Source organism: Blautia sp. SF-50, from assembly GCF_900101315.1.
GTDB lineage: Bacteria > Bacillota > Clostridia > Lachnospirales > Lachnospiraceae > Blautia_A > Blautia_A fusiformis.
In genome coordinates, this window is record NZ_FMUW01000016.1 from 35,291 (window position 1) to 57,795 (window position 22,505).

The 22,505-nt window shown below is 46.1% G+C and carries 20 protein-coding genes; 3 read left to right on the plus strand and 17 right to left on the minus strand.

Features of this window, described 5'->3' with window-relative positions; translation table 11 throughout:
- Positions 1 to 30: 30 nt before the first annotated feature.
- From BLP57_RS11025 to BLP57_RS11075, 11 genes are all read right to left on the minus strand, one after another.
- The gene (locus BLP57_RS11025) at positions 31 to 795 is read right to left on the minus strand and encodes an ABC transporter ATP-binding protein (RefSeq protein ID WP_044962277.1); all 765 of its coding nucleotides are present in this window, start codon (positions 793 to 795) and stop codon (positions 31 to 33) included.
- Positions 795 to 1,598, minus strand: coding sequence for an ABC transporter ATP-binding protein (locus BLP57_RS11030; protein ID WP_092071707.1), 804 nt, complete (start codon positions 1,596 to 1,598; stop codon positions 795 to 797). The genes BLP57_RS11025 and BLP57_RS11030 overlap by 1 nt, the downstream gene beginning before the upstream one ends.
- A 1-nt stretch (position 1,599) precedes the next feature.
- On the minus strand, positions 1,600 to 3,156 hold the full coding sequence (locus BLP57_RS11035; RefSeq protein ID WP_092071710.1) for an ABC transporter substrate-binding protein: 1,557 nt from the start codon (positions 3,154 to 3,156) through the stop codon (positions 1,600 to 1,602).
- 46 nt (positions 3,157 to 3,202) lie between these two features.
- Positions 3,203 to 4,072 (minus strand): nickel transporter permease, encoded by an 870-nt coding sequence (nikC, locus tag BLP57_RS11040; protein ID WP_092071713.1) that lies wholly within the window; start codon positions 4,070 to 4,072, stop codon positions 3,203 to 3,205.
- Entirely contained in the window at positions 4,069 to 5,013 is a 945-nt protein-coding gene (gene nikB, locus BLP57_RS11045) for a nickel ABC transporter permease (protein WP_092071716.1), read from the minus strand. Before nikB ends, nikC begins: the two co-directional genes overlap by 4 nt.
- A gap of 132 nt (positions 5,014 to 5,145) precedes the next feature.
- Positions 5,146 to 7,110 carry a dipeptide ABC transporter ATP-binding protein gene (locus BLP57_RS18500; protein WP_092071719.1) on the minus strand — a complete coding sequence of 655 codons (1,965 nt, stop codon included), beginning with the start codon at positions 7,108 to 7,110 and terminating at the stop codon, positions 5,146 to 5,148.
- Between the two features lie 10 nt (positions 7,111 to 7,120).
- Entirely contained in the window at positions 7,121 to 8,707 is a 1,587-nt protein-coding gene (locus BLP57_RS11055) for an ABC transporter substrate-binding protein (RefSeq protein ID WP_092071772.1), read from the minus strand.
- A gap of 94 nt (positions 8,708 to 8,801) precedes the next feature.
- Positions 8,802 to 9,719 carry an ABC transporter permease gene (locus BLP57_RS11060; protein WP_092071722.1) on the minus strand — a complete coding sequence of 306 codons (918 nt, stop codon included), beginning with the start codon at positions 9,717 to 9,719 and terminating at the stop codon, positions 8,802 to 8,804.
- A complete protein-coding gene (locus BLP57_RS11065) occupies positions 9,713 to 10,705 on the minus strand; it encodes an ABC transporter permease (protein ID WP_092071774.1) in 993 nt (330 codons plus the stop codon). Before BLP57_RS11065 ends, BLP57_RS11060 begins: the two co-directional genes overlap by 7 nt.
- A 416-nt stretch (positions 10,706 to 11,121) precedes the next feature.
- Entirely contained in the window at positions 11,122 to 12,039 is a 918-nt protein-coding gene (locus BLP57_RS11070; protein ID WP_092071725.1) for a LysR family transcriptional regulator, read from the minus strand.
- A 4-nt stretch (positions 12,040 to 12,043) separates the two neighbouring features.
- Positions 12,044 to 14,485 carry a methyltransferase domain-containing protein gene (locus BLP57_RS11075; RefSeq protein ID WP_092071728.1) on the minus strand — a complete coding sequence of 814 codons (2,442 nt, stop codon included), beginning with the start codon at positions 14,483 to 14,485 and terminating at the stop codon, positions 12,044 to 12,046.
- A 256-nt stretch (positions 14,486 to 14,741) separates the two neighbouring features.
- On the opposite strand from BLP57_RS11075, the gene BLP57_RS11080 reads away from it, so the two are divergent.
- Together BLP57_RS11080 and BLP57_RS11085 are read left to right on the plus strand one after the other, a co-directional pair.
- Positions 14,742 to 15,377, plus strand: coding sequence for an endonuclease III domain-containing protein (locus tag BLP57_RS11080; RefSeq protein WP_022427162.1), 636 nt, complete (start codon positions 14,742 to 14,744; stop codon positions 15,375 to 15,377).
- Positions 15,378 to 15,424: 47 nt separating this feature from the next.
- Positions 15,425 to 15,958: a DUF3877 family protein gene (locus tag BLP57_RS11085; RefSeq protein WP_092071731.1), complete on the plus strand. Its 534-nt coding sequence runs from the start codon at positions 15,425 to 15,427 to the stop codon at positions 15,956 to 15,958.
- 143 nt (positions 15,959 to 16,101) lie between these two features.
- Here the strand turns inward: BLP57_RS11085 and BLP57_RS11090 are convergent, their stop codons facing one another.
- From BLP57_RS11090 to BLP57_RS11110, 5 genes are all read right to left on the minus strand, one after another.
- Positions 16,102 to 17,913: a DUF6320 domain-containing protein gene (locus BLP57_RS11090; RefSeq protein ID WP_015525553.1), complete on the minus strand. Its 1,812-nt coding sequence runs from the start codon at positions 17,911 to 17,913 to the stop codon at positions 16,102 to 16,104.
- On the minus strand, positions 17,879 to 19,111 hold the full coding sequence (locus BLP57_RS11095; protein ID WP_330389437.1) for an alpha/beta hydrolase: 1,233 nt from the start codon (positions 19,109 to 19,111) through the stop codon (positions 17,879 to 17,881). Before BLP57_RS11095 ends, BLP57_RS11090 begins: the two co-directional genes overlap by 35 nt.
- Positions 19,112 to 19,187: 76 nt before the next feature.
- Positions 19,188 to 19,994 carry a DNA-3-methyladenine glycosylase family protein gene (locus BLP57_RS11100; RefSeq protein ID WP_021652785.1) on the minus strand — a complete coding sequence of 269 codons (807 nt, stop codon included), beginning with the start codon at positions 19,992 to 19,994 and terminating at the stop codon, positions 19,188 to 19,190.
- Positions 19,991 to 20,527: a cupin domain-containing protein gene (locus tag BLP57_RS11105; RefSeq protein WP_092071734.1), complete on the minus strand. Its 537-nt coding sequence runs from the start codon at positions 20,525 to 20,527 to the stop codon at positions 19,991 to 19,993. The genes BLP57_RS11100 and BLP57_RS11105 overlap by 4 nt, the downstream gene beginning before the upstream one ends.
- Positions 20,528 to 20,820: 293 nt before the next feature.
- Positions 20,821 to 21,264, minus strand: a complete 444-nt coding sequence (locus BLP57_RS11110; protein ID WP_022427167.1) for an HD domain-containing protein — start codon at positions 21,262 to 21,264, stop codon at positions 20,821 to 20,823.
- Positions 21,265 to 21,569: 305 nt separating this feature from the next.
- Here BLP57_RS11110 and BLP57_RS11115 point away from each other — a divergent pair, with 305 nt between their 5' ends.
- On the plus strand, positions 21,570 to 21,848 hold the full coding sequence (locus BLP57_RS11115) for a type II toxin-antitoxin system HicB family antitoxin (protein WP_015525547.1): 279 nt from the start codon (positions 21,570 to 21,572) through the stop codon (positions 21,846 to 21,848).
- A 141-nt stretch (positions 21,849 to 21,989) separates the two neighbouring features.
- Here BLP57_RS11115 and BLP57_RS11120 read toward each other — a convergent pair whose 3' ends face one another.
- Positions 21,990 to 22,430 carry a MarR family winged helix-turn-helix transcriptional regulator gene (locus BLP57_RS11120; RefSeq protein WP_022427168.1) on the minus strand — a complete coding sequence of 147 codons (441 nt, stop codon included), beginning with the start codon at positions 22,428 to 22,430 and terminating at the stop codon, positions 21,990 to 21,992.
- Between the last annotated feature and the right edge of the window lie 75 nt (positions 22,431 to 22,505).

The following is a 22,505-nucleotide window of genomic DNA, read 5'->3' on the forward strand; positions in this document are numbered from 1 at the left end:
GCTTCGTTCTTTTGTTTTTATCTGTCATTATCACAGCACTGACCGGATCAGCTGCTCCGTATACTCTGTCTTCGGATGCTCAATGATCTCTTCCGGTGTCCCTTCCTCTTCCACATGTCCGTCATGCATCACGATCACCCGGTCGCAGAACAGCTGGACAAGGGCCAGGTCATGGCAGATAAAAAGAAAGGACAGCTGGTTTTCTTTTTTTAACTTCTGAAGCAGCTCCATGATCTGTTTCTGCACAGTCACATCCAGGGCGCTGGTTGCTTCATCACAGATCAGCACTCTGGGTTCCACAGCCAGGGCTCTGGCAATAGCCGCTCTCTGGCACTCCCCTCCGCTGACCTGATGGGGATACCGGTCTGCATATTCCGGAGTCAGTCCGCAGGTAAGCAGAAGCTTTTCCACACGGTTCCTGGTTTCCTTCTTACTTATCCCCATATTCCGGAGACTTTCCCCGATTCCGTCCCCAAGAGTGCATCTGGGGTCAAAGGATTCTGCCGGGGTCTGAAAAATCATCTGCATTTCCCGGTAGATTTCCCGGAGATTTTTTCCCCTTGCATGTGTGATATCCCTTTCCATGAGAAAAATTTCTCCGGCGGTGGGTTCTGTCAGATGTGTGATCATCTTCGCCACAGTGCTTTTTCCTGAGCCGGATTCCCCTACGATTCCTAATACTTCCCCCGTTTTCAGAGAAAAGCTTACGTCTTCTACAGCCGTGAAGGATTTTTTACCGGTGGTGAAGCTTTTTTTCAAATGATGCACTTCCAGAATGTTTTTATTTTCTGTCATCATCTGCCTCCATTTCCGGTACCTGTACGTTTCAGACGAGGTACCGAACTCATAAGCTCTTTTGTATAGGGATCCTCCGGATCTGTCAGAACCTGAGCTGTTTTTCCGTATTCCCTCACCTTTCCGTTTTTCAGTACCAGAACCTTATCTGCCATTTTTTCCACCACACCGATGTTGTGTGTGACAACGATCATGGCTGTTCCGTATTCCTTACGCATCAGCAGCATTTCCTCAACTACCTGTTTCTGTATGGTTACATCCAAGGCACTGGTAGGCTCATCTGCCAGAAGAAGCGACGGATTCTGCAGCATGGAAATACAGATTCCCACACGCTGATTCATACCGCCGGACAATTCAAATGGGTAGCTTTGCAAAACACGTTCCCCATCCTTGAGGCCAATCTTAGCCATCATCCGGACGGCGCGCTCCGCACACTCTTTACGACTGATCCTTTCATGCTCCCGCATACTCTCATAGATCTGATCGCCTACGGTGCGGATGGGACAAAGGGCTGCTCCTGAATCCTGAAAGACCATGGCGATCTCAGGACCCAGAAGTCTGCGTAATTCTTTTTCCGGCATATCCACCACATTTTTTCCTTTGTAACAGATATCCCCTTCTGTCACCGTGCCTTCATTTCCCAGAAGTCCCATGATTGCCTTGATGATGGTACTTTTTCCGCTTCCGGATTCGCCTACCACCCCCAGGATCTCCCCTTTATTCAGTTCCAGATCCACATCATGTACAACCGGTTCTCCGTTGTAACAGATCGTCACATGCTCAAGCTTCAACAATGATTCCATCTTATTTCACTTCCAGATCTGCCGTGATCTCGTAATAATCACATGGGTGAGCAGTCAGCCCTGATACATTTGACTTTGACACAAGTCCCATATTCAGATGAGAAACAAAGAAATACGCATCATCATCCAGAATGGTCTGCTGTGCTTCCACAGCAAGCTTGCCTCTCTCATCTGTATCAAAGGTCTCATGCAGCTTCGCTACGATATCATCAAGATCCGAATTGCTGTATTTGCCATAATTTTTGGCAGCATCAGATACAACTGTACTTGTGAAGAAATATTCCGGATCACCGGTAGGTGCAGTTGTAAGCGAGCTTACATATACATCAAATTCTCCATTCTTTGCATACGTCGCATGGTCTGCTGTATTGTTGACATCGACCTCAATTCCAATGTCCTTTAAAGTGGACTGTGCATATTCTGCAAGCTTAGGCTGTTCCAGACGGGTCGGATAGGTCAGCCATGTGATGGACAGCTTCTTTCCGTCCTTATCTGCATAGCCATCTCCATCCGTATCTGTCCATCCGGATTCTTCCAGAAGCTTTTTCGCCTCTTCCGGATCATAGGACGGTGCCTTTACTGCATCGTTTCCATAGGAAAAGCTGCTTGGGAAGGCTCCCACTGCCGGAACACCTCGTCCTTCCATGATCACACTGCAGAAGCCGTCCTTATCGATTCCCATCTCAATGGCTTTTCTCACATTCTGATCCTGCATCAGTTCAGACTTCATATTAAACTGTCCGAAGAAACATCGGCTTGTTGCTACAGAGCTGATCTGATAGTCCGGATTTCCGTCAAAAAGCGCATAGTTATCATACTGAAGTCCATAGGTTCCCTGTATATCGCCTGTCTGTAATGCTGCTGTCAGGGCACTTCCGTCTGAGAAGGATTTTACGATAACGTTGTCTACCTTTACATCTCCGCCCCAGTAATCCTCATTTTTTACCAGCTTAATCTCTGTTGGAGATACCTCTGTTGCAACATAAGGGCCTGTTCCTGCCACATTTGCAGAGCCGCCCTCTCCCTGTACGCCATAATCCATATCAATGATAGCACCATATGGATCACCGAGATAATTGATCAGTGCCGGACATGGTTCGGAAGTATGGATCGTTACTGTCATTCCATCTGCTTCGATCTTATCGATCTTCATATCGTAAGGTGCACGGTCATGGTTTGCGATCAGATCCTCCAGGCATTCCTTTACCGCTTCTCCGTCCATGGTTCTTCCGCTGGAAAATTTCACACCATCACGAAGGGTGATCTTTACTGTATTATCGTCTGTAAATTCATAGTCTGTAGCAAGCCATGGCTCTACCTCCATGTTGTCATTGTACTTAAACAGTGTTTCTCCTACGCCATAACGAAGACAGCTCCATCCGGAATAATTGTCGTGAGGGTTTAATCCTGCATCTCCCATTTCTTCACTATATCCGGTAGTTCCGTAAACAAAGGTAGTTCCTTCACTCTTTTCTTTGCTTTTTGCCGCTGCCGGAACTCCTGTCATGCTCATGACCATTGCCGCTGCAAGCACTGCTGCCAGAATCTTTTTCTTCATAATCTCCGCTCTCACTTTCTCTGTTATGTTTATTTATAAGTGCCTGTTATCCTCTTCTCCTGTTTCGTTCCTTCGGATCCATATAATCCCGGATCGTATCTCCCAGAAGATTAAAGATCATTACTGTAATAAAAATCGCCATTCCCGGCGCAAGTACCATCCATGGTGAAATCTGCAGCATACTTCTTCCATCGTTGATCATACTTCCCCATTCTGCCATTGGAGGCTTTACCCCAAGCCCGAGAAAGGAAAGTCCTGCCAGCTCCATCATCATGGTTCCGATATCAAGAACTGACGTAACAAGGATGGGGCCTGCGATATTGGGAAGGATATGTTTGAGCAGAAGCTTTCCTGTACTGCTTCCGGAAAGCTTCGCCGCCATAAGATATGCAGAGTCCTTCTGAGTCAGAGTAAGCCCTCTGGCAAGTCTCGCAAACTTCGGCCAGCTGATCACTGCCAGGGCAATGATCGCATTCTGGATACCGCCTCCCAGAACACCTGCTACTGCCAGAGCAAATACCAGTCCCGGAAAAGCCAGGAACAGATCGGAGATACGCATCAGAACAGTATCGGCTTTGCCGCCCTTCCAGCCACAGAAAATACCAATAGCCGTTCCCGCCACCGTGATCACCGCAACCAGGAGCAGCGTTGCATAAATACTGGTCGTACTTCCTATAATCACACGGGAAAGCATATCTCTTCCATAACGGTCTGTCCCGAGCAGATGCTCCGGTCCCGGCGGTTTCTGGGCAAGTGCCAGATCCTGGGCATAAGGATCATAAGGGCAGAGATATTTTGCAAATGCCGCTACAAACAGAAGCAATGCTGTAAGCACAAGAAAAAAGACAAGCTTTGCTTTTGTATGATTTTTCCGGATTTTCTGCTTCCGGACTGTGATATTATTTTTTCCACTCATGCTCTGTCACCTCCAAGTCGTACTCTCGGATCCAGATAGTGGTAAATAATATCTGTCACCAGATTTACCAGAACATAAATAACCGCCATCCAGGCCACATAAGCCTGGATGATCGGATAGTCACGCATGGTGATCGCATCTACCGCCAGTTTTCCGACACCATCCCACATAAAGATATTTTCCACAATGGCAGTTCCTCCCAGAAGATTGCCGATGGACAGAGCCAGCAGTGTGATGATCGTCAGCATGGAAGCCTTCATTACACTCTTCCAGATGATCACACGACTGCGGATCCCTCTTGCCCGGGCTCCGGTCACATAATCCTTATTCAGTTCTTCCAGAACCGTGGCACGCACCTGTCTGGTATATTTTGCAGCCATGGAGATCGCCAGTGTCAGTGTCGGCAGAATAATACTCTGTCCGAGATCTGTATTTGTGACTACCGGTAAAACGCCCAGCCTGATGGACAGAAAATACATCAGGACCATGGCAGCAAAAAAATTCGGCATGGAATTGCCGATAAAGCTTAAAAATCTTATCAGATAGTCTACCCATTTGTTGTGCTTTACTGCTGACAGGATTCCCAACGGGATCGCAAGAACAATCGTAAGAAGGATCGATGACAGAGTCAGCATTATCGTTGCCGGAAGCTTTGAAATAAAGGTTTCATAGACATCTCTGTGAGACACATAGCTCTCTCCCATATCTCCGGTTGCCATTCCCGCAAACCAGGCAGCATATTGTACAAGGAATGGTTTATCAAGGCCATATTCTGCCTTTGCCTTATCAATGACCTCCTGGGATACTGCAGAGCCTGCATTTTCATACATATAAGTTACTGCATCTCCGCCGGCAAGCCGCATCATGGCAAAAGAAAGAAATGTGATCCCGATCAGGACCGGGATCAGCTGCAGCAACCGTTTTATTATATATTTTCCCATATTTTCCTCTCCGCACTTTGTTTCTCAGTATTTCGAATAACAAAAGTTTAACAACACGGCTGTTCTGCCACAACCCCGGCGGGGGGATTTTTCATATTCCATTTTGTCATGCATATGTATTCCATTATGCTCTTATATTCTCACACAGTGACATGCGGATAATTCTTTCCAGCCCTCTCCCAGAGACTGTGGCTCTTCATACTCGATCAGCCTTCGTTTTCTCTCTTCCAGCGGATCCGGGATATGGATCGCAGAAAGCAGGGACTGTGTATAAGGATGCTGCGGATTTTCAAAAAGCTCTTTTGTAGGTGCCATTTCTACCAGCTTTCCGTTTTTCATCACACCGGTTGTATCACTTAAAAAACGTACCATGGACAGATCATGGGCAATAAAAAGAAACGAAAATCTTTTTTCCTGCTGAAGCTTTTTAAAAAGCATGACGATCTGTGCCTGGATAGAAATGTCCAACGATGCGATTGGTTCATCTGCAATGATAAGACGTGGTTCCATGAGAAGGCTTCTTCCTATGGCAACTCTCTGTCTCTGTCCGCCGGAAAGCTCTCCCGGCTTTTTCGAAAGAATGCTTTCATCCAGTCCTGTCTCCTTCAGGATTTCCCGAAGCCTGTTCTCCAACATTTCTCTGTCACGGATCCTGCGGCTGATCTTTACAGGCTCCAGCATGATCTGCCGTATGCTCATTCGGGGATTCAGTGCAGCGCCCGAATCCTGAAAAATCATCTGGATCTCAGTCTGCATTTTCTTCCGCATTCCGAAAGGATCCTTTTTATCCGGCACTCTTTCTCCCTGATAAAAGATCTCCCCGCCTGTAGGCCGGTAGATTCCTGCAAGCGTTCTGGCTGTCGTGGATTTTCCGCAGCCGGTCTCTCCCACCAGTGCCATAATCTCACCTTCCCGGATACTGAAGGAAACATCATCCACTGCATGGATCGTATAATCAGAACGGATACGGAAATACTGCTTCAGATTTCTGGCTTCGATCAGTACAGGCGCCTGTTTCTGTTCTGTTTTCTGTAAAAATGGCGCTTCCTTTTTATCCGGTTTCTGTTTATGGCAGCTGTTTTTCTGTAATCTGTCCTTCAAAATGGAGGGTTTTTCTATTTTCGGAGCTCTTTCATCCAGAAGCCATGTGGCTGCATAATGCGTATCACTGACCTCAAACATCGGAGGAGTCTGTTCATAATCGATTGCCAGTGCCTGGGGATTCCGAACGGCAAACGCATCTCCCGGCGGAGGATCCAAAAGAGAGGGCGGCATTCCGGGGATTGGATTCAACTCCCCTTTTTCACCTGCAAATACAGGCAGAGAAGACAGAAGTCCCCAGGTATAAGGATGCCGGGGATCATAATAAACATCTTCCGCTGTCCCGATCTCAATGATCTTTCCTGCATACATAACTGCAACTCTGTCTGCGATCCTTGCAACAGCTCCCAGATCATGAGATATGAACACAATACTGATCCCTGTTTTTTCTCTCAGCTCAAGAAGCAGATCCAGAATCTTTGCTTCCACGGTTGCATCCAATGCTGTAGTCGCCTCATCGGCAAATAATATTTCCGGATCACAGGCCAGTGCAATAGCCAGCACACAACGCTGACGCATTCCTCCGGAAAAAAAATGAGGCTGCAGTCCATAGCGCTGTTCTGCATCCGGAATCCCTACCAGCTTCAGCATTTCCACAGCTCTTTTTTTCGCCTCATCCCCGGATACTTTCTGATTTTTGATAATAGCCTCTGTGATCTGTTTGCCAACAGGGATCGTCGGATTCAGCGTCAGCATAGGATCCTGGAACACCATGCTTACCTTACTTCCGCACAGCTTTTCCATTTTTTTTCTTTTATAGGCTGTGATATTCTCTCCGCAGAGACTGATCTCTCCGCTTTTTACATGTGCATTCGGTGGCAGAAGCTTCATCACGCTACGGCACATAACGGTTTTTCCACATCCGGACTCACCTACGATACAAAGTATCTCTCCTTTTTTTACCGTGAGATCAACATTCCGGACGGCCTGTATCTCGCCGTCCGGTGTGTCAAAGCTTACCGAATAGTTTTTTAATTCCAAAACGGTTTCCTGCATGATCTTTTCCTTATTTTGTAATGGTCCAGTTTTCAATATTCCACATAACACCTACGGAATGATGTCCCAGAACACGTGTGGTATCCAGTCCGTCAAGTCCGGAAACGCCTACATAATCTCCCTGAAGATAAGCAACCAGAAGGATTCCAGGTGCCTTGGCATATGCCTTTTCGAATTCACTATATGCTTCTTTTCTGGCTTCCTCAGTCTCACCGTGACGGCCTTCCTCAAGATATTTATCCACATCTGCATTGGAATAATGCATGTTGTTTCCACTTGCGTCGGTTACAAAGTTTACATATGCCATATCCGGGTCAAACTGTGTTGAATAGCCGGCAAGAAATCCATTGTATCCTGCATCCCAGTCAAATTTGGTAACAAGCTTTACTTCCATTTCCACACCAGCCTGCTTCAGCATATCAGACATGACATTGGCAATATCCACACGCTCTTCTTCGTAATCACGTACCTGGATGGTAAAGTGGAATTTCTGTCCGTTTCTCTCATAGATCCCATCATCACCTTTTTTCCATCCCAGCTCTTCCATCTTCTTTGCAAGGGTATCCAGATCATAGGAGTAGATATTGGCTTCCTTATCTGTTCCGAGAGGGTTTCTCTGGATCGGGCTGTATGCCGGCTCTCCCTGTCCTGCAAGAACACCTGCAATAATGGAATCCTTATCCAGCGCATAATTCAGAACGCCGATAGAATCTCCGTTTTCCTTCCAGAAATCTGTGCTCATATCCATGGCTGCTCCACGGTAATCTGCTGTGGTGAACTCCCAGTAATTATATCCGTCCTTATCCTTGAACTGAGAAGCGTAGTTGGAATTCAGCCATGCAAGATCCGCCTCACCGGACTGGAGCATGGTTGCCTTGGTAGTCTCATCCGATACTGTACGATATACAACGGTTTCAATATTCGGAACCTTTCCGTAATAATCTTCATTTCGTTTCAGTGTGATCATTCCGCCGGTAGCATCCCAGTCTTCAAATTTATAACGGCCTGTTCCCACCGGATTCTGGTTAAAGGATGTGGTATTCACGTCCTCTCCTTCCAGAAGATGCTCAGGAAGGATTCCTATGGTAAAGTAATCCAGCATGGCAGCATCATACTGATCCAGTGTAAAGATCACAGTCTGATCATCCGGTGCCTCAATATTTGTAATGTCCTGATAGTTGCTGGTGATACTGGCTCCCAGGGTTTCATCCTCTGTAAGCTCCTTATAGGTGTATACAACATCCTCTGCATTGAAATCTTCTCCATCATGCCACTTAACACCATCTCGAAGCTTAAAAGTATAGGTATTGGTATCCTTGTCAAAGGTATAGCTCTCTGCAAGATCCTCTACCGGCTTTCCATTGGCATCATATTTCATCAGTCCTGAAAAAATAAGATCCGGAAGTTCATCATGGTTATTCAGAAGGGGATTGATCGTACTTTCTGACTCACCCGCATATACCAGGGTTTTGTTTTCTTCTGCCGCAGCTATGGTTACCACACTGCCTGCAGTTGCTCCTGTACATGCTGCGGTCACTGCTGCCAGTGTTATCGCCGCATATTTTCTTCCATAGTTGATTCCTGTTCTCTTTTTCATTCTGTTTTCCTCATCTTTCCTTATTTTCAAACCGGTTATCTGCATCTCGGAATGTTTTATCACGGTTTGCATCCAAATTTTTTTTCTGACTGCATCAGAGATTGCTGTAATGGTTATTTACCTCACTTCTCACAAAGCTTCCCATACTAGTAATGCACATTAAAGTAATGACCAGAAAAACTCCTGGGATCACGATCACCCACCAGGTATTCATGATCAGTGCTTTATTTGCCAGTGAGAGCATACTTCCCCAGGAGACTACATTTGCCGGAAGTCCAAGACCAAGAAAGCTTAAAGTAGATTCCATGGTAATACAGCTGCTTATCGAAGAGATCACCACAAACATGATCGCCGAAACAAAATTCGGGATCAGATGGTGATACATCACATATCCAAAACTTCCTCCGCAGAGTCTTGCATACATCACATAATCACTGTTCCTTATCTGCCGTACTTCACTTCTTACAATACGTGCCAGTGCAAACCACCCGGTAATACCGATGATCACAGATATGCTGATCACATCATTGGCCTGAATAACCGCAGACAGGATCAGGATCAGCAGAAGGGTCGGAATACTTCCGCACATTTCCGTAAACCGCATCAGAACCGAATCCACCTTTGGACCTGCTGTTCCACTGATGCATCCGTAGGTAACACCGATCACAGTAATGATCGCAGCACCCAGAAGTCCGATCACCAGAGAAACCCTTCCGCCATACCAGATCAGTGAATAAATATCTCTTCCAAGCGAATCCGTTCCAAAGATAAATTCCTTTCCCGGCGGTGTATTCAGATTCTGGAGATAAAAACCTGAGGGATCATGATTTGCAACAACATTTGCAAATACACAGCCAAAAACGATCAGAAAAAGCAGGAACATGGAAAATACCGGTTTCCCCTTCAGCTTTTCCTGAAATGTTTTTTTTCGTTTTTCAGATCCTTGCTGCTTCCACCCGGCACCAACTACCTGAAAAAGCTCAGCTTCTGAAAGCTTCCGGTCAGCTACCATACCCTCACCTCCGAATCCTTCATTCTTGGATCGATCTCTTCATTGACAGTCTGTGCAACAAAGCTGCTTAAAAATACGATGAATCCCGTGATCAGCACATCGATCATCAGCAGGTTATAATCATGATATTTAGCAGATTCCACTGCAAGATTTCCAATTCCCGCATAATTGAAAACAGCTTCCACAGTTACAGTCCCACCCGTTACATGGGGTACCGAAACTGCCATAATACTCACGATCGTCGGCATTACATTTCGAAGACAATGCTTCCACAGGATCTTTCTTTTGGAAAGTCCCTTGGATCTGGCAAGAAGTACATAATCCTTCCGCACCTCATCCAGGAATTTGTTACGTATCATATATGCGTAATACCAGAGATGGCTGAAGATCATTACTACCAGCGGAAGGATCATATGCTTCATACGATTGCCGATACTATCTGCCATTCCCACATCATAGGCACCGCTGCTTGGAAACCATCCAAGATTTACACTGAAGATCAGGATCAGTACCACACCAAGCCAGAAAGCCGGCACATAATAGGCTGCTGTTCCGATCTTGCAGATCAGCCGGTCGATCCACTGATTCTCATGAAGCGTACAGAATATGGCGATCAGAACTGCCAGTATAAAGATCACAATATAAGCAATTCCTCCCAGCACCAGAGTATTTCCGATCAGCGGTCTGATCACATTCATAACCGGCTGCCTGTATTTCAGCGACAATCCGAAATCACCATGGACTACATTGGTAAACCACCTTACATACTGTACCCCGATCCCCTGATCCAGTCCTAGTCTCGTTCTGGCCGCAGCCACCTCATCGCTGGTCATCATTTCCAGGGAATCTCCGTAAAAGGACTGCAGGGGATCTCCCGGTGCCAGTCTCGCCAGCCAGAACACCACCACAGACAGCAGAAACATAACCACAGCAAGCAGAAGGATCCGCTTCAGGATCCGGATGACCAGTTTATTTTCTTTGTTCATAATTTTCCTTTCCCACTGCCCTTTACAGTTCAGACAGACATTCGCATTCCGCTCTGCTGCATGCTCATGAACACAAATCGTGGAGCGATTTGTGTTCATATTTCAAAAGCAGTTATGGCATCCAAAACCATAACTGCTTTTGAAAGGGTCGTGTTATTATTCGACAAAACATTTGTATGCACAAATAGGAGTGCGCGGAGGTTATGTGCATCACAGTGTTTTTATATTCAGCACGCGGAGTGTGCTGCTGATATTATTTTATCATTTAACAGCTTTCGGACAACCCCGGTACGGGGATATTGGACAGTCGGTTTTAGCATGGATGTGTATTCCATATAAAAAACGGGACTTTTCTGTATCAGGAACCTGTGTCCCGTGCAGAAAAATCCCGTCTGGTCTTTTGCTTTATTCTTTTATCACTTCCCGGAAATCTGAAGTCTTTCCTTCACGAATCCCAGAAAATCCTTTCCCTGTTCACTGAGCTCTTCACCTCTCCGGCAAATGCACCCGTAAACAAGTTTCTGGCCTTCTCCCGGAAATGTATATTTCACGGAGGAATATCCCGGATCACGGCCGGAAAGATCCGCACCACTGATATTACACAACTCTCCGGACCCAAGAAGACGTTCCACGATATAATCACTGTTTGTTACGACTACGGTCTCTGCCTCCACTGCGGAATGACCGTTTTCCTCTACAAGGTTCCGGTAATTATCCGGGGAAAATTCATCGGGAAATCTCTGGATCAGCCTGAGCTGGGACATATTAAAATCTCCCTCATCTGCTGTATCTGCTTTCCTTTTCCCGGTATAAATATTTACCTCGGTTTCCGTCAGCAGCTCAAATTCCAGGTAATTCCGGGAAAGAAAATACTGGAACGCTGCCAGCTGATTCTGCATCACATAGGCGAATCCCATATCATCCTGTCTGGCTTTCACACGTTTTATGATCTCATGGGTATCTGCTGCGTAAACCTGATAATGAAGATCATCGCACTTATGTGCTTCATAATACGTTACGAAGGTATCCGCAAACCAGGAGCTGGGATGAAAGCATACACACAGGTTGCTTTTTGCAAGTGGCTGTGCCTGCATTTCCAGTTCATCTATATTTTCCAGGATCCTCTGCACATGGATATATGCACGCTCTCCTTCCGGTGTCAGCTCTATGCCCTTTGCATGACGGACAAACAGCTGGGTACGCATATCATCTTCCATGGAACGGATTACCTTGCTTACATTTGACTGCGTGGTAAAAAGCAGCTCTGCAGCCTGGCTGAAGGAGCCTGTTTTGGCACAGGCCGCAAAATACTGGATCTGTTTTATATTGAGCATGATCCTACCTCGGTTTCTTCGCAAAGATCAAAAACATCGGGGTCGGATTATAAAACTCGTCTTTTTCTGTATAAATACGTTTGCTGATACCAAGATCAAAGGAAAATTCTTCCACACCTATACGGCTCAGCGTTTCCAGATCCCATGCCGGACGCAGAAAAGAACTGATGGGCAGCTGCCGCTTGATATCCTCGCATTCCTGCATCAGCTCATCCTGGATCTGATGATGGGCATGATTCTCCGGAAGATCCGCAGTGTCCGCAAAGTCTGCTGCTCCGTAGTTTGCATCCAGATTGATCATCACTCCGCCTGGTTTCAGCACGCGGAACCATTCCTGATAAGCGTGTTCTGCATCCGGCAGTGTCCAGGTAAGGTTTCGGGATACGATCACGTCAAATTCCTCATCCGGGAAATCCGGGTTTTCCGCATCCATGACTGCAAACTGACAGTCTGCTTTTTCTTCCTCAGCCAGCTCTTTTGCATGGGTGATCATATCCGGTGTCAGGTCGATTCCGGTTACCTGATGGCCTTCTTTTGCAAGAAGAATGGTGAAAAATCCGGTTCCGCATCCCACATCCAGGATCCTGAGATTCTTTTTCTCCGGCAGGTGCTTCTTAAGCTCGGTCATCCATCTGCCTGCAAGGGCGCTGTGAAGTTCCGCTCTTCTCTGTTCCAGAAAGCTGTCGCTGCGCCTGGTCCAGTACTGGGCGATCCTTGTTTTCCGCTCGTCTTTTTCTCTTACGATATTTCCGTAGGTGATCACAGGGCCGCCTTCCACAACCTGAAGGCTTGATACCTGATAAAGGATCACACCATCCATATCTGCACGACAGATTTCCTGAACATTTCCCTCATAATCACGGATCTCTCCAAGATACTCATCCTGATGAACGATATCGCCTGGTTTCTTCACCGGATACCAGAGACCGTTGACACTGGCGCACTGATAACGCACATCATCCATTTTCAGCGGATAGTACGTACTGTGGGAACGGATTCCGTTATAGGCTCCGATGCTGCAGAGGATATTTCTTACATCTCTTCGCATGGAATCCACTTCCTCCCGTTCCCAGGTTCCCATACAGCCGCGTTCCAAAAGGACCGCCGGAATATGGAAGGTACTTGCCGCATAATTGTAGGCGCCGCCTGTACTCACATTTGACTGTACCATATATGGGACATCAACCTGCTCTGCCATTTTTCGGGAAGCTTCCACGATCTCCGGCTTTGCCACGCCTGCAAAATATACATACGGAGTCAGCTCCTCATAATCATCACCGCCGTGAAGATCGATATAATAATCTGCCTTCCGGATCAGGGATTCTGTGATGGCCGCTGCCAGTCGTTCCATTTTTGTGCCATCTTTTCTGCCAGGGAAAACACGGTTCAGATTTTTTCCGTCTTCCCAGCTGATGCTGCCTGCACGCTTCTCAAAATCTTCCCGGTTCAGCACCTTTACCAGAACCAGCTGGCCCTTTACCTTTTCCGGCTTCAGCCGCTTCGACAGCTCGATCAGAGTCTGGATCCCCACATACTCTCCTGCATGAAGACCTGCTGTGACGAGAACGGTTTTTCCAGGATCTTTTCCACGGATGATGGTTGCAGGAAGGACAAATTCTCCATCTCCGAGCTCGAGAAAGCCTTCTGTTTTTTCTCCTGCCGCAACCGGAAGATTCAGGAAATGATCCGGCTTTACACCAGTTACCATAAACATTGGTGTGGACTGATAATTTAATCTCTCCTCCTCACTCCAGACCGTTTTCCATATTTCTGTGTCTGTGCGGATCCCAAGAAGTCCTGCTTCTCTGAGAGTTTTTACATCCCACTGGGGACGACTGATCTTTGACAGCGGTACCTGGAGGGCGATCCGCTCCATGCGCTCAATATCCGTACAGAGATAGTGATCATCCAGGCTGTTGTTTTCCACATTTTTCCGGTCGTTTTCGTATGCCTTACGCTGCTCTTCCTCATAAAGATAACCGTACCAGTTGGCATCAAAATTCAGAAGTCTTCCTCCTACCTTCAGTACACGGACCCACTCTCTGTAAGCAACATCAGGATGCTCCAGATTCCAGGTAAGATTTCGGGAAATGACCACGTCAAAGGTATTATCCTCAAAATCCAGCTTCTGTGCATCCATCCTCAAAAAGCGGATATTCCGGCAAAGGTCTCCTGCATTTTCCTTTGCCTTTTCCAGCATTCCTTCCGTATAATCCACTGCATCTACATGATATCCGGCTTCTGCCAGGATCACAGGAAAAAATCCGGGGCCTGTTCCGATATCCAGGATACGGATCTCTTCCTTGGGTTTGTCCGGAAACTGACTGGTCAGCACCTTAAGCCATGCGTTTTTCTGCGTTCCTGCAAGCTCTTTATGATTCACTTCGGAGTACCCTTCTGTACGGGTGCTCCAGTAAGATTCGATTTCATCGAGAAGTTTTTCCACGTTGATTCCTCCGCACTTTTCTATTTACGTGAGGGAGATCAGGTCCCTCACAGGTCACGTTTAATGTACCAAATTGTCAGGGTATTAACAAGCCCCTGGGGGGGATTCCCAAAATTACTCTGCTGATAAAATTCCCAAATGCCACTCACTGCTTCTGTACTCCTGTCCACCTTGTAATTCTCCGAATGCTGTGGTATCATCCTGGCTGTAGTAATTCAGTAATATAACCGAAATTGAAAGGATGGTTCATATACAAATGACAACACAGGAACTGGCCTATGAAGTTATCAGCCGTTTAAAAAAGGAATATCCGGATGCAGACTGTACACTGGATTATGATGATGCCTGGAAGCTTCTTGTAAGTGTCCGTCTGGCAGCTCAGTGCACCGATGCCCGGGTCAATGTAGTTGTTCAGGATCTCTATGCAAAATACCCGGATGTGGCAGCCCTGGCAGCAGCAGAGCCGGAAGCGATCGAAGCCATTGTACGTCCCTGCGGCCTTGGAAAAAGCAAAGCCCGGGACATCAGCGCCTGTATGCGCATTCTCCACGAACAGTATCACGACAAGGTGCCGGAAGACTTTAACGCACTTCTGAAGCTTCCCGGTGTGGGCCGAAAAAGCGCAAACCTGATCATGGGGGACGTATTCGGCAAGCCCGCCATTGTAACAGATACTCACTGTATCCGCCTTTCCAACCGCATCGGCCTTGTCCATGACATGAAGGATCCGAAAAAGGTGGAAATGGCTCTCTGGAAGATCATCCCTCCGGAAGAAGGCAATGATCTCTGCCACCGTCTTGTCAATCATGGAAGAGAAGTCTGTACAGCGCGGACAAAGCCTTACTGTGACCGCTGCTGTCTCAATGATATCTGCGAAAAAAATGGGATCTGAATGTATGCAGTTCAATAAACCTTCAGACCTCGGAAAGGAAAAACATAATGAATTTCAAAAAACTGGAAAATAATCTCCTGGATATGATCCAGGAACAACAGGTAAAGATCGGATACATGAGCGGAGTTACCCGTTTTTATTATCCGCTGCAGTCTCTGAACCGCCTTCTTGGCACAGAGCTTACGGAAGAAGAAATGCAGCATGCAATGGAAAAATTCTCAGATCATGCCTGTGACCGTCTTGGAAAAGTAACGGCTTCTTCCAAAAACGGGCGTTTCTGCATCACCCTGCCGCCTCAGGCCTCGGACTACGTTCACGAAAACCGGAAGCCGAGTGAATTTCTGGTACACTTTATAGGCACGGTTGCACGTCATGGCTGTACTCTGGATGAAGTGATGGACGTTTTTCATGCTTATTCCGAACATGTACACGTGGAAAAAACAACCGGAACCGGATTTGATTATCTTGTATATTTCGAAGACGGGATCCCGGATGACTACCGGTATTGTCTGTCTCTGGAGGGTGAGCATATGATCTATCATAAGTTCACACCGGAGGACTATGAAGATTTCGGATTCTGATCTCCGAACACCGGGCAAGTTTCCCCCACTGCTTATTGCTTTTCGCAACCCTGCAGAAGACTCCCTTGATTTGATCAAAAAACCGCCGGTCTGCAGACAGATCTTCAAAAAATCCTCTGCAGATCGACGGTTGTTTTTATTTTCTATGCACGGAATTTCTTCTGCATCTCCCGCACCATATCTTTCCTCTTAAACAGGAACAGCCATATCAGCATCAGGAAACTGACGCATATGCAGATCAGCGACGGATACAGCACCGTTACCACACCGGCAGCCAACAGGATCACAGGGATCACTCCTCCGAAAGCTCCTGCTTCCAGAAGATAGATCATATATTCCGCCACCTCCAGCTTCTGTACCGCAGTGATCACCCACATGGAGCAGATCACAGCAAGCGAAGCCAGAGGAAGCAGATAATCCACAGACCAGCCACGCCAGCCGGTAAACACATCCCAAAGCACTCCTGCAACAGCTGCGATCACCAGCTGCCACATCTCATTCTTCAGAAGATTCCGCCGCTTCACATAAGCCACTGAAACCATCAGCCAGGTGCAGAACGCCCCTGCAGTCACAAACCAGGCCCAGCCTATATGACCATCCAGCAGATAATCGATCAGATTACATACCACAGCCAGCACAATACACAGAAATGTAAAGCTCTCAAAAAGCTTCATCTGCTGTTTCTGCTCCTCTTTTTGTCCCGGAAGATCATTCTCCCGAATTGTACAGGATACCTGCTCATTTTTCAGTCTCTCCACAAAATTCCGCTCAATATTTCCATTGGGGATCTTGGACGTAAAGCTTAAAACCATCTCATCTCCAAAAGAACAGGAACACAGCTGCAGACTGTCCGTGCTTGCAAAAAGTCCGAATCTCTGAATATATTTCCGATATTCCTCCGGCATCCGGATAATCCCCACATTGGAATAGATCGCCGTGATAGACCTCCCTCCGAGAGTCGTCCCGGCAAGAAGGAACGGGGTTTTGATCTCCAGTGGTACCAGACGCAGGATCGGATTTTTCTCCAGGCTTACCAGATCATTCAGCTTTGCTTCGATCACGTCCTTACTCAGTTCCTTTGCAAACTGCTCCTTTACGGATCTCAGAATATCCTCAAAGGCTGTATCAGGCTGAAAATAACAGCTGATCTCGATCCATCCGAAAAAATTTGCCATAGACCGGGACGGAAAATAATTTCTCAAATTTACCGGGATCATCAGACCAATGGGCTTTTTTGCCTGATTCTGAGGCACTTCTTCATGGATCGCCCAGATAAGTGCTGCCGTAAGGAAAACCGTGATCGATACACCGGCCGCTTTTGCACGGGCGTGGATCTCTTTTACCGGAACACAGACTTCCGTGATATTCATATCCTCCTGCCTGAGCTTCTCGCCTTTTAACTGGAAAGCAGGCTTCTTGGACTCTCTCTTTCTTGGCGCATCGGAGGAATAATACTGAGAAAAGCTGTCCTCCTCCATATCCCTGCCCGTAATGTTTTCATCCGGAAAAAGCTCCGGAAGCTCTGCGGATGGGTGCGTCTCCTGAAGATAATTTTTCACCAGCTCCATCAGAAAATGCATGGCTCCCGTTCCATCCGTCAGCGCATGAAATACCTCGAAATTGATCCTGTTCTTATAATAGCTCACCCGAAAAAGAAGCGTTTTTTTGTCCGGAATATAAAGTCCGCTGCAGGGTGCACCTGCTTCTTTCTTTACCACTGCCGGAATATCACGTCTCTCCAGATAAAACCAGAACAGTCCCTTTCTTAAAACTGCACGGAAAAGAGGATATTTTTCCAGTGTCCTCTCCAGGGCTTCCTGCAGGTTTTCTTCTTTTATCTCTTCTTTCAGTTCACAGTAAAAACGAAATACCCTGGTGTCATTCTTTCCTGTCACCGCCGGGAACGCCAGCGCCGCATTGTCAAGTTTTCTCCACTGTGCATATTCGTTCTTCATGATGCTTTCCTTCTTCCTGTTCCTCTGTTTCCAGAAAACGATTTACATATGCAAAGCTCTCCTGCACATGCAGAAATTTGATCCCCAGTGCAAAATACCCATGAAACGCACCTGCGATCCTGTGCACTTCCACACGATTTCCCGCTTCCTTCAGTTTTTCGCCAAATGCCTCACCTTCATCCCGAAGAGGATCGAACTCAGCGGTAAGTATCAGTGTATCCGGCATATTTCGAAAATTCTTCTCCAGGATCGGTGCAAAATAGGGGTTCCTCCTGTCTTCCGGACAACTCTCATAGAGTTTCAGATAATCTTCCATCTTCTCCGCTGTGAGAAGATAACCGGTTCCGTTTGTTTTTACGGATTCAAAGGGAGAGTCTTCCGTATAACAGTTGTTCAGTGCCGGATAAATGAGGATCTGTTTTTTTGGAAAAAAATCTCCGCGGTCTCTGGCCATCATACATACAGCCGCTGCCAGATTTCCGCCTGCACTATCTCCCATAATGGTGATACGATCCGGATCCGTATTCAGAAGAAAACGATTGGTGTAAAAAGTCTTCGCAGCTGCATAACAATCCATCAGTCCCACCGGGAAACGGTATTCCGGTGCCAGCCTGTATTCAACAGACGCCACGATCTGACCGGTAGACTGTGCCATTCTGGCACAAACCCGCTGATAATTCTCTACACTTTCCGTAACCCAGCCACCGCCATGGAAAAACAGAATCACCGGTGGTTTTTTTCCGGAGGCGGCACCGTTTTCCATGTCCTCTTCTGTTGGAAAAAACAGACGGATCGGCACTTTATAGTCTCCGTTATAAACTTCCGCATCCAGCGTCCTGTAAAAGATCCTCATAGGATCCATCTTCTTAAGATCTGCCAGCTTTCTGGAAGCCTCCACTTCGATCCCGCCATAGGAAAGAGCATGGAGCACTGTCCGCACGGCACGTGGCATAGCAGTTTCTCTCCCGGTCGGAATGCCCGGAACTATGACTGGGCGGCTTCTTCTGTTTTCTTTTCTTGTATAGATATATTTTGTTTCTGTTTCATATCTTCCAGGAATGCAGACTTGTTTCACGCAGGTACGCCTGTAGGCAATCCTCTTCAGAATCTCATGATCTGTACGGATGATCACTTCCGTTCCCTTATAGCCCCGGATATAATATCTGTTTTCTTTCTTTTTTATACGTGGTTGTCTCAATCGCAGTAAATATTTTCTGATTACTTTTTCCTCCGTGGATTTTTCCTTTATTTTCACCTATGATAGCATCCGCAGTCTATGAGTACAAGTCATAGTAAAAAATATACTGCTGCATGATCCCACGCATTCCTCTGTATCTGCGGTTAGGAAATCCTCTTTTGTAATGCACGTCCATGACCTGACGGATGTGGGTATCTATGGGAAAAGCATCCATATGATGCAGTGCAAACAGGCAGATACATTCAGCTACCTTTTCTCCCACACCACAGAGTTTCATCAGCTCCTTCTTTGCCTGAGGGTAACGCATATCATAGATTTTTTCCAGGGAGATCTGACCGGATGCAATGGTCCTGGCCGTTACTGCGATATATTTTGCCCGGTATCCCAGGCCGCATCCTCTTAACTCCTCTTCCGTTGCCTGACTCAGCGCCTCTACAGTCGGAAAAGCGTAGTATTCCACACCTGCAGATGAATTTTTTCGCTCTCCGTACTTCCGGCAGATGGTTTCGATACATTTGCGGATACGCTTGATATTGTTCTGCTGAGATATCAGAAACGTAACGATCATTTCCCAGAGATCCTGTCTTAATATCCGTATCCCGTCTCCTGCCTTTATTGCGGCACCCAGATATTTATCCCGTGGATTAGCAGCATTCATGTAAGCTTCATAATCCGTATCCAGGTCAAAATACAGCACCCAGTAACAGATAAATTCCTCCTGAGAGCAGCAGAAATCCACCACTCCGTCTTTCTGATACATTTCCAGATACTGGTCTCCCGCCACCATGGAAAAATGTCCGTCTCCAAGCTTTCTCATCCGGAAGCACTGTCCGGAATCGCATATTTTATCAAGGCTGAAATGTTCCAGCTCTACTGTGATCATGTCTGTTCCTCTCGTAAATATTTTTCCTTATATAATGTTCTGTATTCTCTTGGTGTCATCCGGTAACGTTCCCGGAATACCCGGTTAAAAGTCCTCTGACTTTCAAATCCCGAGATCTGCACATACGCCTGTTCCACTGCAAGATTATCATCCTTCTCCTTGCGGTTTGCCCTGAGACACCGTACCGCATTTACAATATCCGGATGCACCTGCTCCTTTTTTATAACCGGGTCTTCCGGACAGCTGTTCTGAATGATATCCGCAAACTGACCAGTCAATACCGGCTTTGCCCAGAGATAGACTGCTTTGTTTTCTCCCGGAGAGAACACCTGATAGTGATGGATCACATCCGGAAAGATCACTGCAAAATCTCCCTTTTCCATATGATAAAGCTCCTGTCCCATACCAAGCTCCAGAGTTCCCTCTGTGATATAGATAAACTCTATGGAATTATGAAGATGAGGTGAAGCATGGGCTGAGGTCCGCAGATGAATATGGAGATTCTTCTTTTTTTCTTCGTATACTGGAAACATGGATTTTTCTCTCCGCAATATTTGACTACTTTTTCTGTGTTTTTGGCACGTAATGTTTCCGAGAGTTTATTATAATGCATTTGTAAGTTAAAGAAAAGAGGAGGAAAATAAAATGAAAAAAATCATAGAATTTATCAAATATGCGATCAAATGCTACATAGAGATCAATGCAAGAAATCCATACTTCCACTAAGAAGATCCACAATAATATCTGAGGTCACGGATATTTTGTGTGGATCATGCGCATGAAAAAACTGAATAAAAGTCAATAAATGACTTGTGCGAAAATAATATCACCTGGCATCATGAAGTATCTCCAAAGCCCGTTTATATCTTCCATGCAGCCGTGATATCTGTTCAGTAGACATATTTTCGCAGTCAGAAAGACGTGTTACATCAGAATTGTGGAGCAGATCAGCCTGCTTCACTTTTTTTGCGATCGGATTCTTCCTAAGCTTCCGGATATAATCGAAATAATTCATATTCTTATCTCTTGTAAGACAACGTAAGGCCTCCACAACCTCTTCCGGAAATTCTCCGGTAAGATCCTCAAATGTGATCTCTGTATCTTCTATCACATCGTGCAGAAGTGCCGTACATACACTGAGTTCATCATCCATCTGCTCCGCTACGTGAAATGGATGAAAGATATAAGGTGTCCCGCTTCGATCTGTCTGTCCATGATGTGCCTCGTACGCCACCTTCATAGCTTTTTTCGTCAAAGCTGTATAAATCATAGCTGTGCCTCCCGTCAGGTCTTTCGACCCCCCGTTCATACTCTGTATTACACAGTATAGCATCTATATTTCCTATATACAAGGACAAAAAGGGTTATATATCTATCATTTTTACTTATATACGACAATTTTCTGATTATAGCATTCCCAAAACTCTGCTGTTCTTATTTAGATCTTTCATTGGATCATGAACTCGCTTGCCCTCATTCTGAAATTGGTATATACTTACCTTGGTCAGGTAAAACTATCCATATTCATGGTATTACACGGATCACTTCATTTTAAAAAAGAAAGGAATCTTACCTATGAAATTTATATATCCCGCAGTTTTCCGTCCCACAGAGGACAAAAAATACAATGCTTTTTTTCCGGATCTTGCCTGCTGTGAAGCCAACGGTGACACGCTAGATGATGCCATCGAAAATGCCAATGCAGCTGCATACGACTGGATCTACACAGAGCTTATGGAATTTGAGGGAAAGCTTCCTCCGGTTTCCGATGAGAGCGATCTGGAGCTTCAGGAGGGAGACGTTGTCCGCAATATCTCTGTAAATATCCGCTTCCAGGATGGCTGGGACGAATAAACTCTCGTATCACAAAAACAAAGGCGACATTTAACATCATTTTCAATAAATGTCCGTGTCGAAAATGCCTGTTATGCAAAAAGCATCCGGATCGGTAATTGTCCTTTATTACCGATCCGGATGCTTTTATTATACATTTCTTCATTGTTCGTGATACTGTCTGAAAAATTTACGCAGTCCGTCCAGTGCTTTTACCAGCACTTCTGTCTCATTCTCATTCAGCTCTGCGATCACCGCTTCTGTCATCTGCCTGTGAAACTCCGCATGATGATGATATGCCATACGTCCCTTATTTGTAAGCTGGATAAATACTACACGCCGGTCCTTCTCACTTCGCTCTCTCTTCACATAGCCTTTTTTTACAAGACTATTCATAGATGTTGTGAGGGAGCCTACGGTGATCTTAAGCTTGGCTGCAATGGAGGACATGTTCCCCCCTCCAAGACCTACAGCCTCGATAATGTGCATATCATTGTTGGAAATATCTTTATATTTATCTGTGATGATGGCTTCCTCCTCCAGTCGGAGGATCTCATTGAACAGATTCACCAGCACGTCATTTATAACTTCCCGATTGTCCACTCTACCCGCTCCTGTTTCTCCGGAGCAAAAAGGCTTCTCCGGTTCTCTGTTTATGAAGCCATCGTAACATAAATA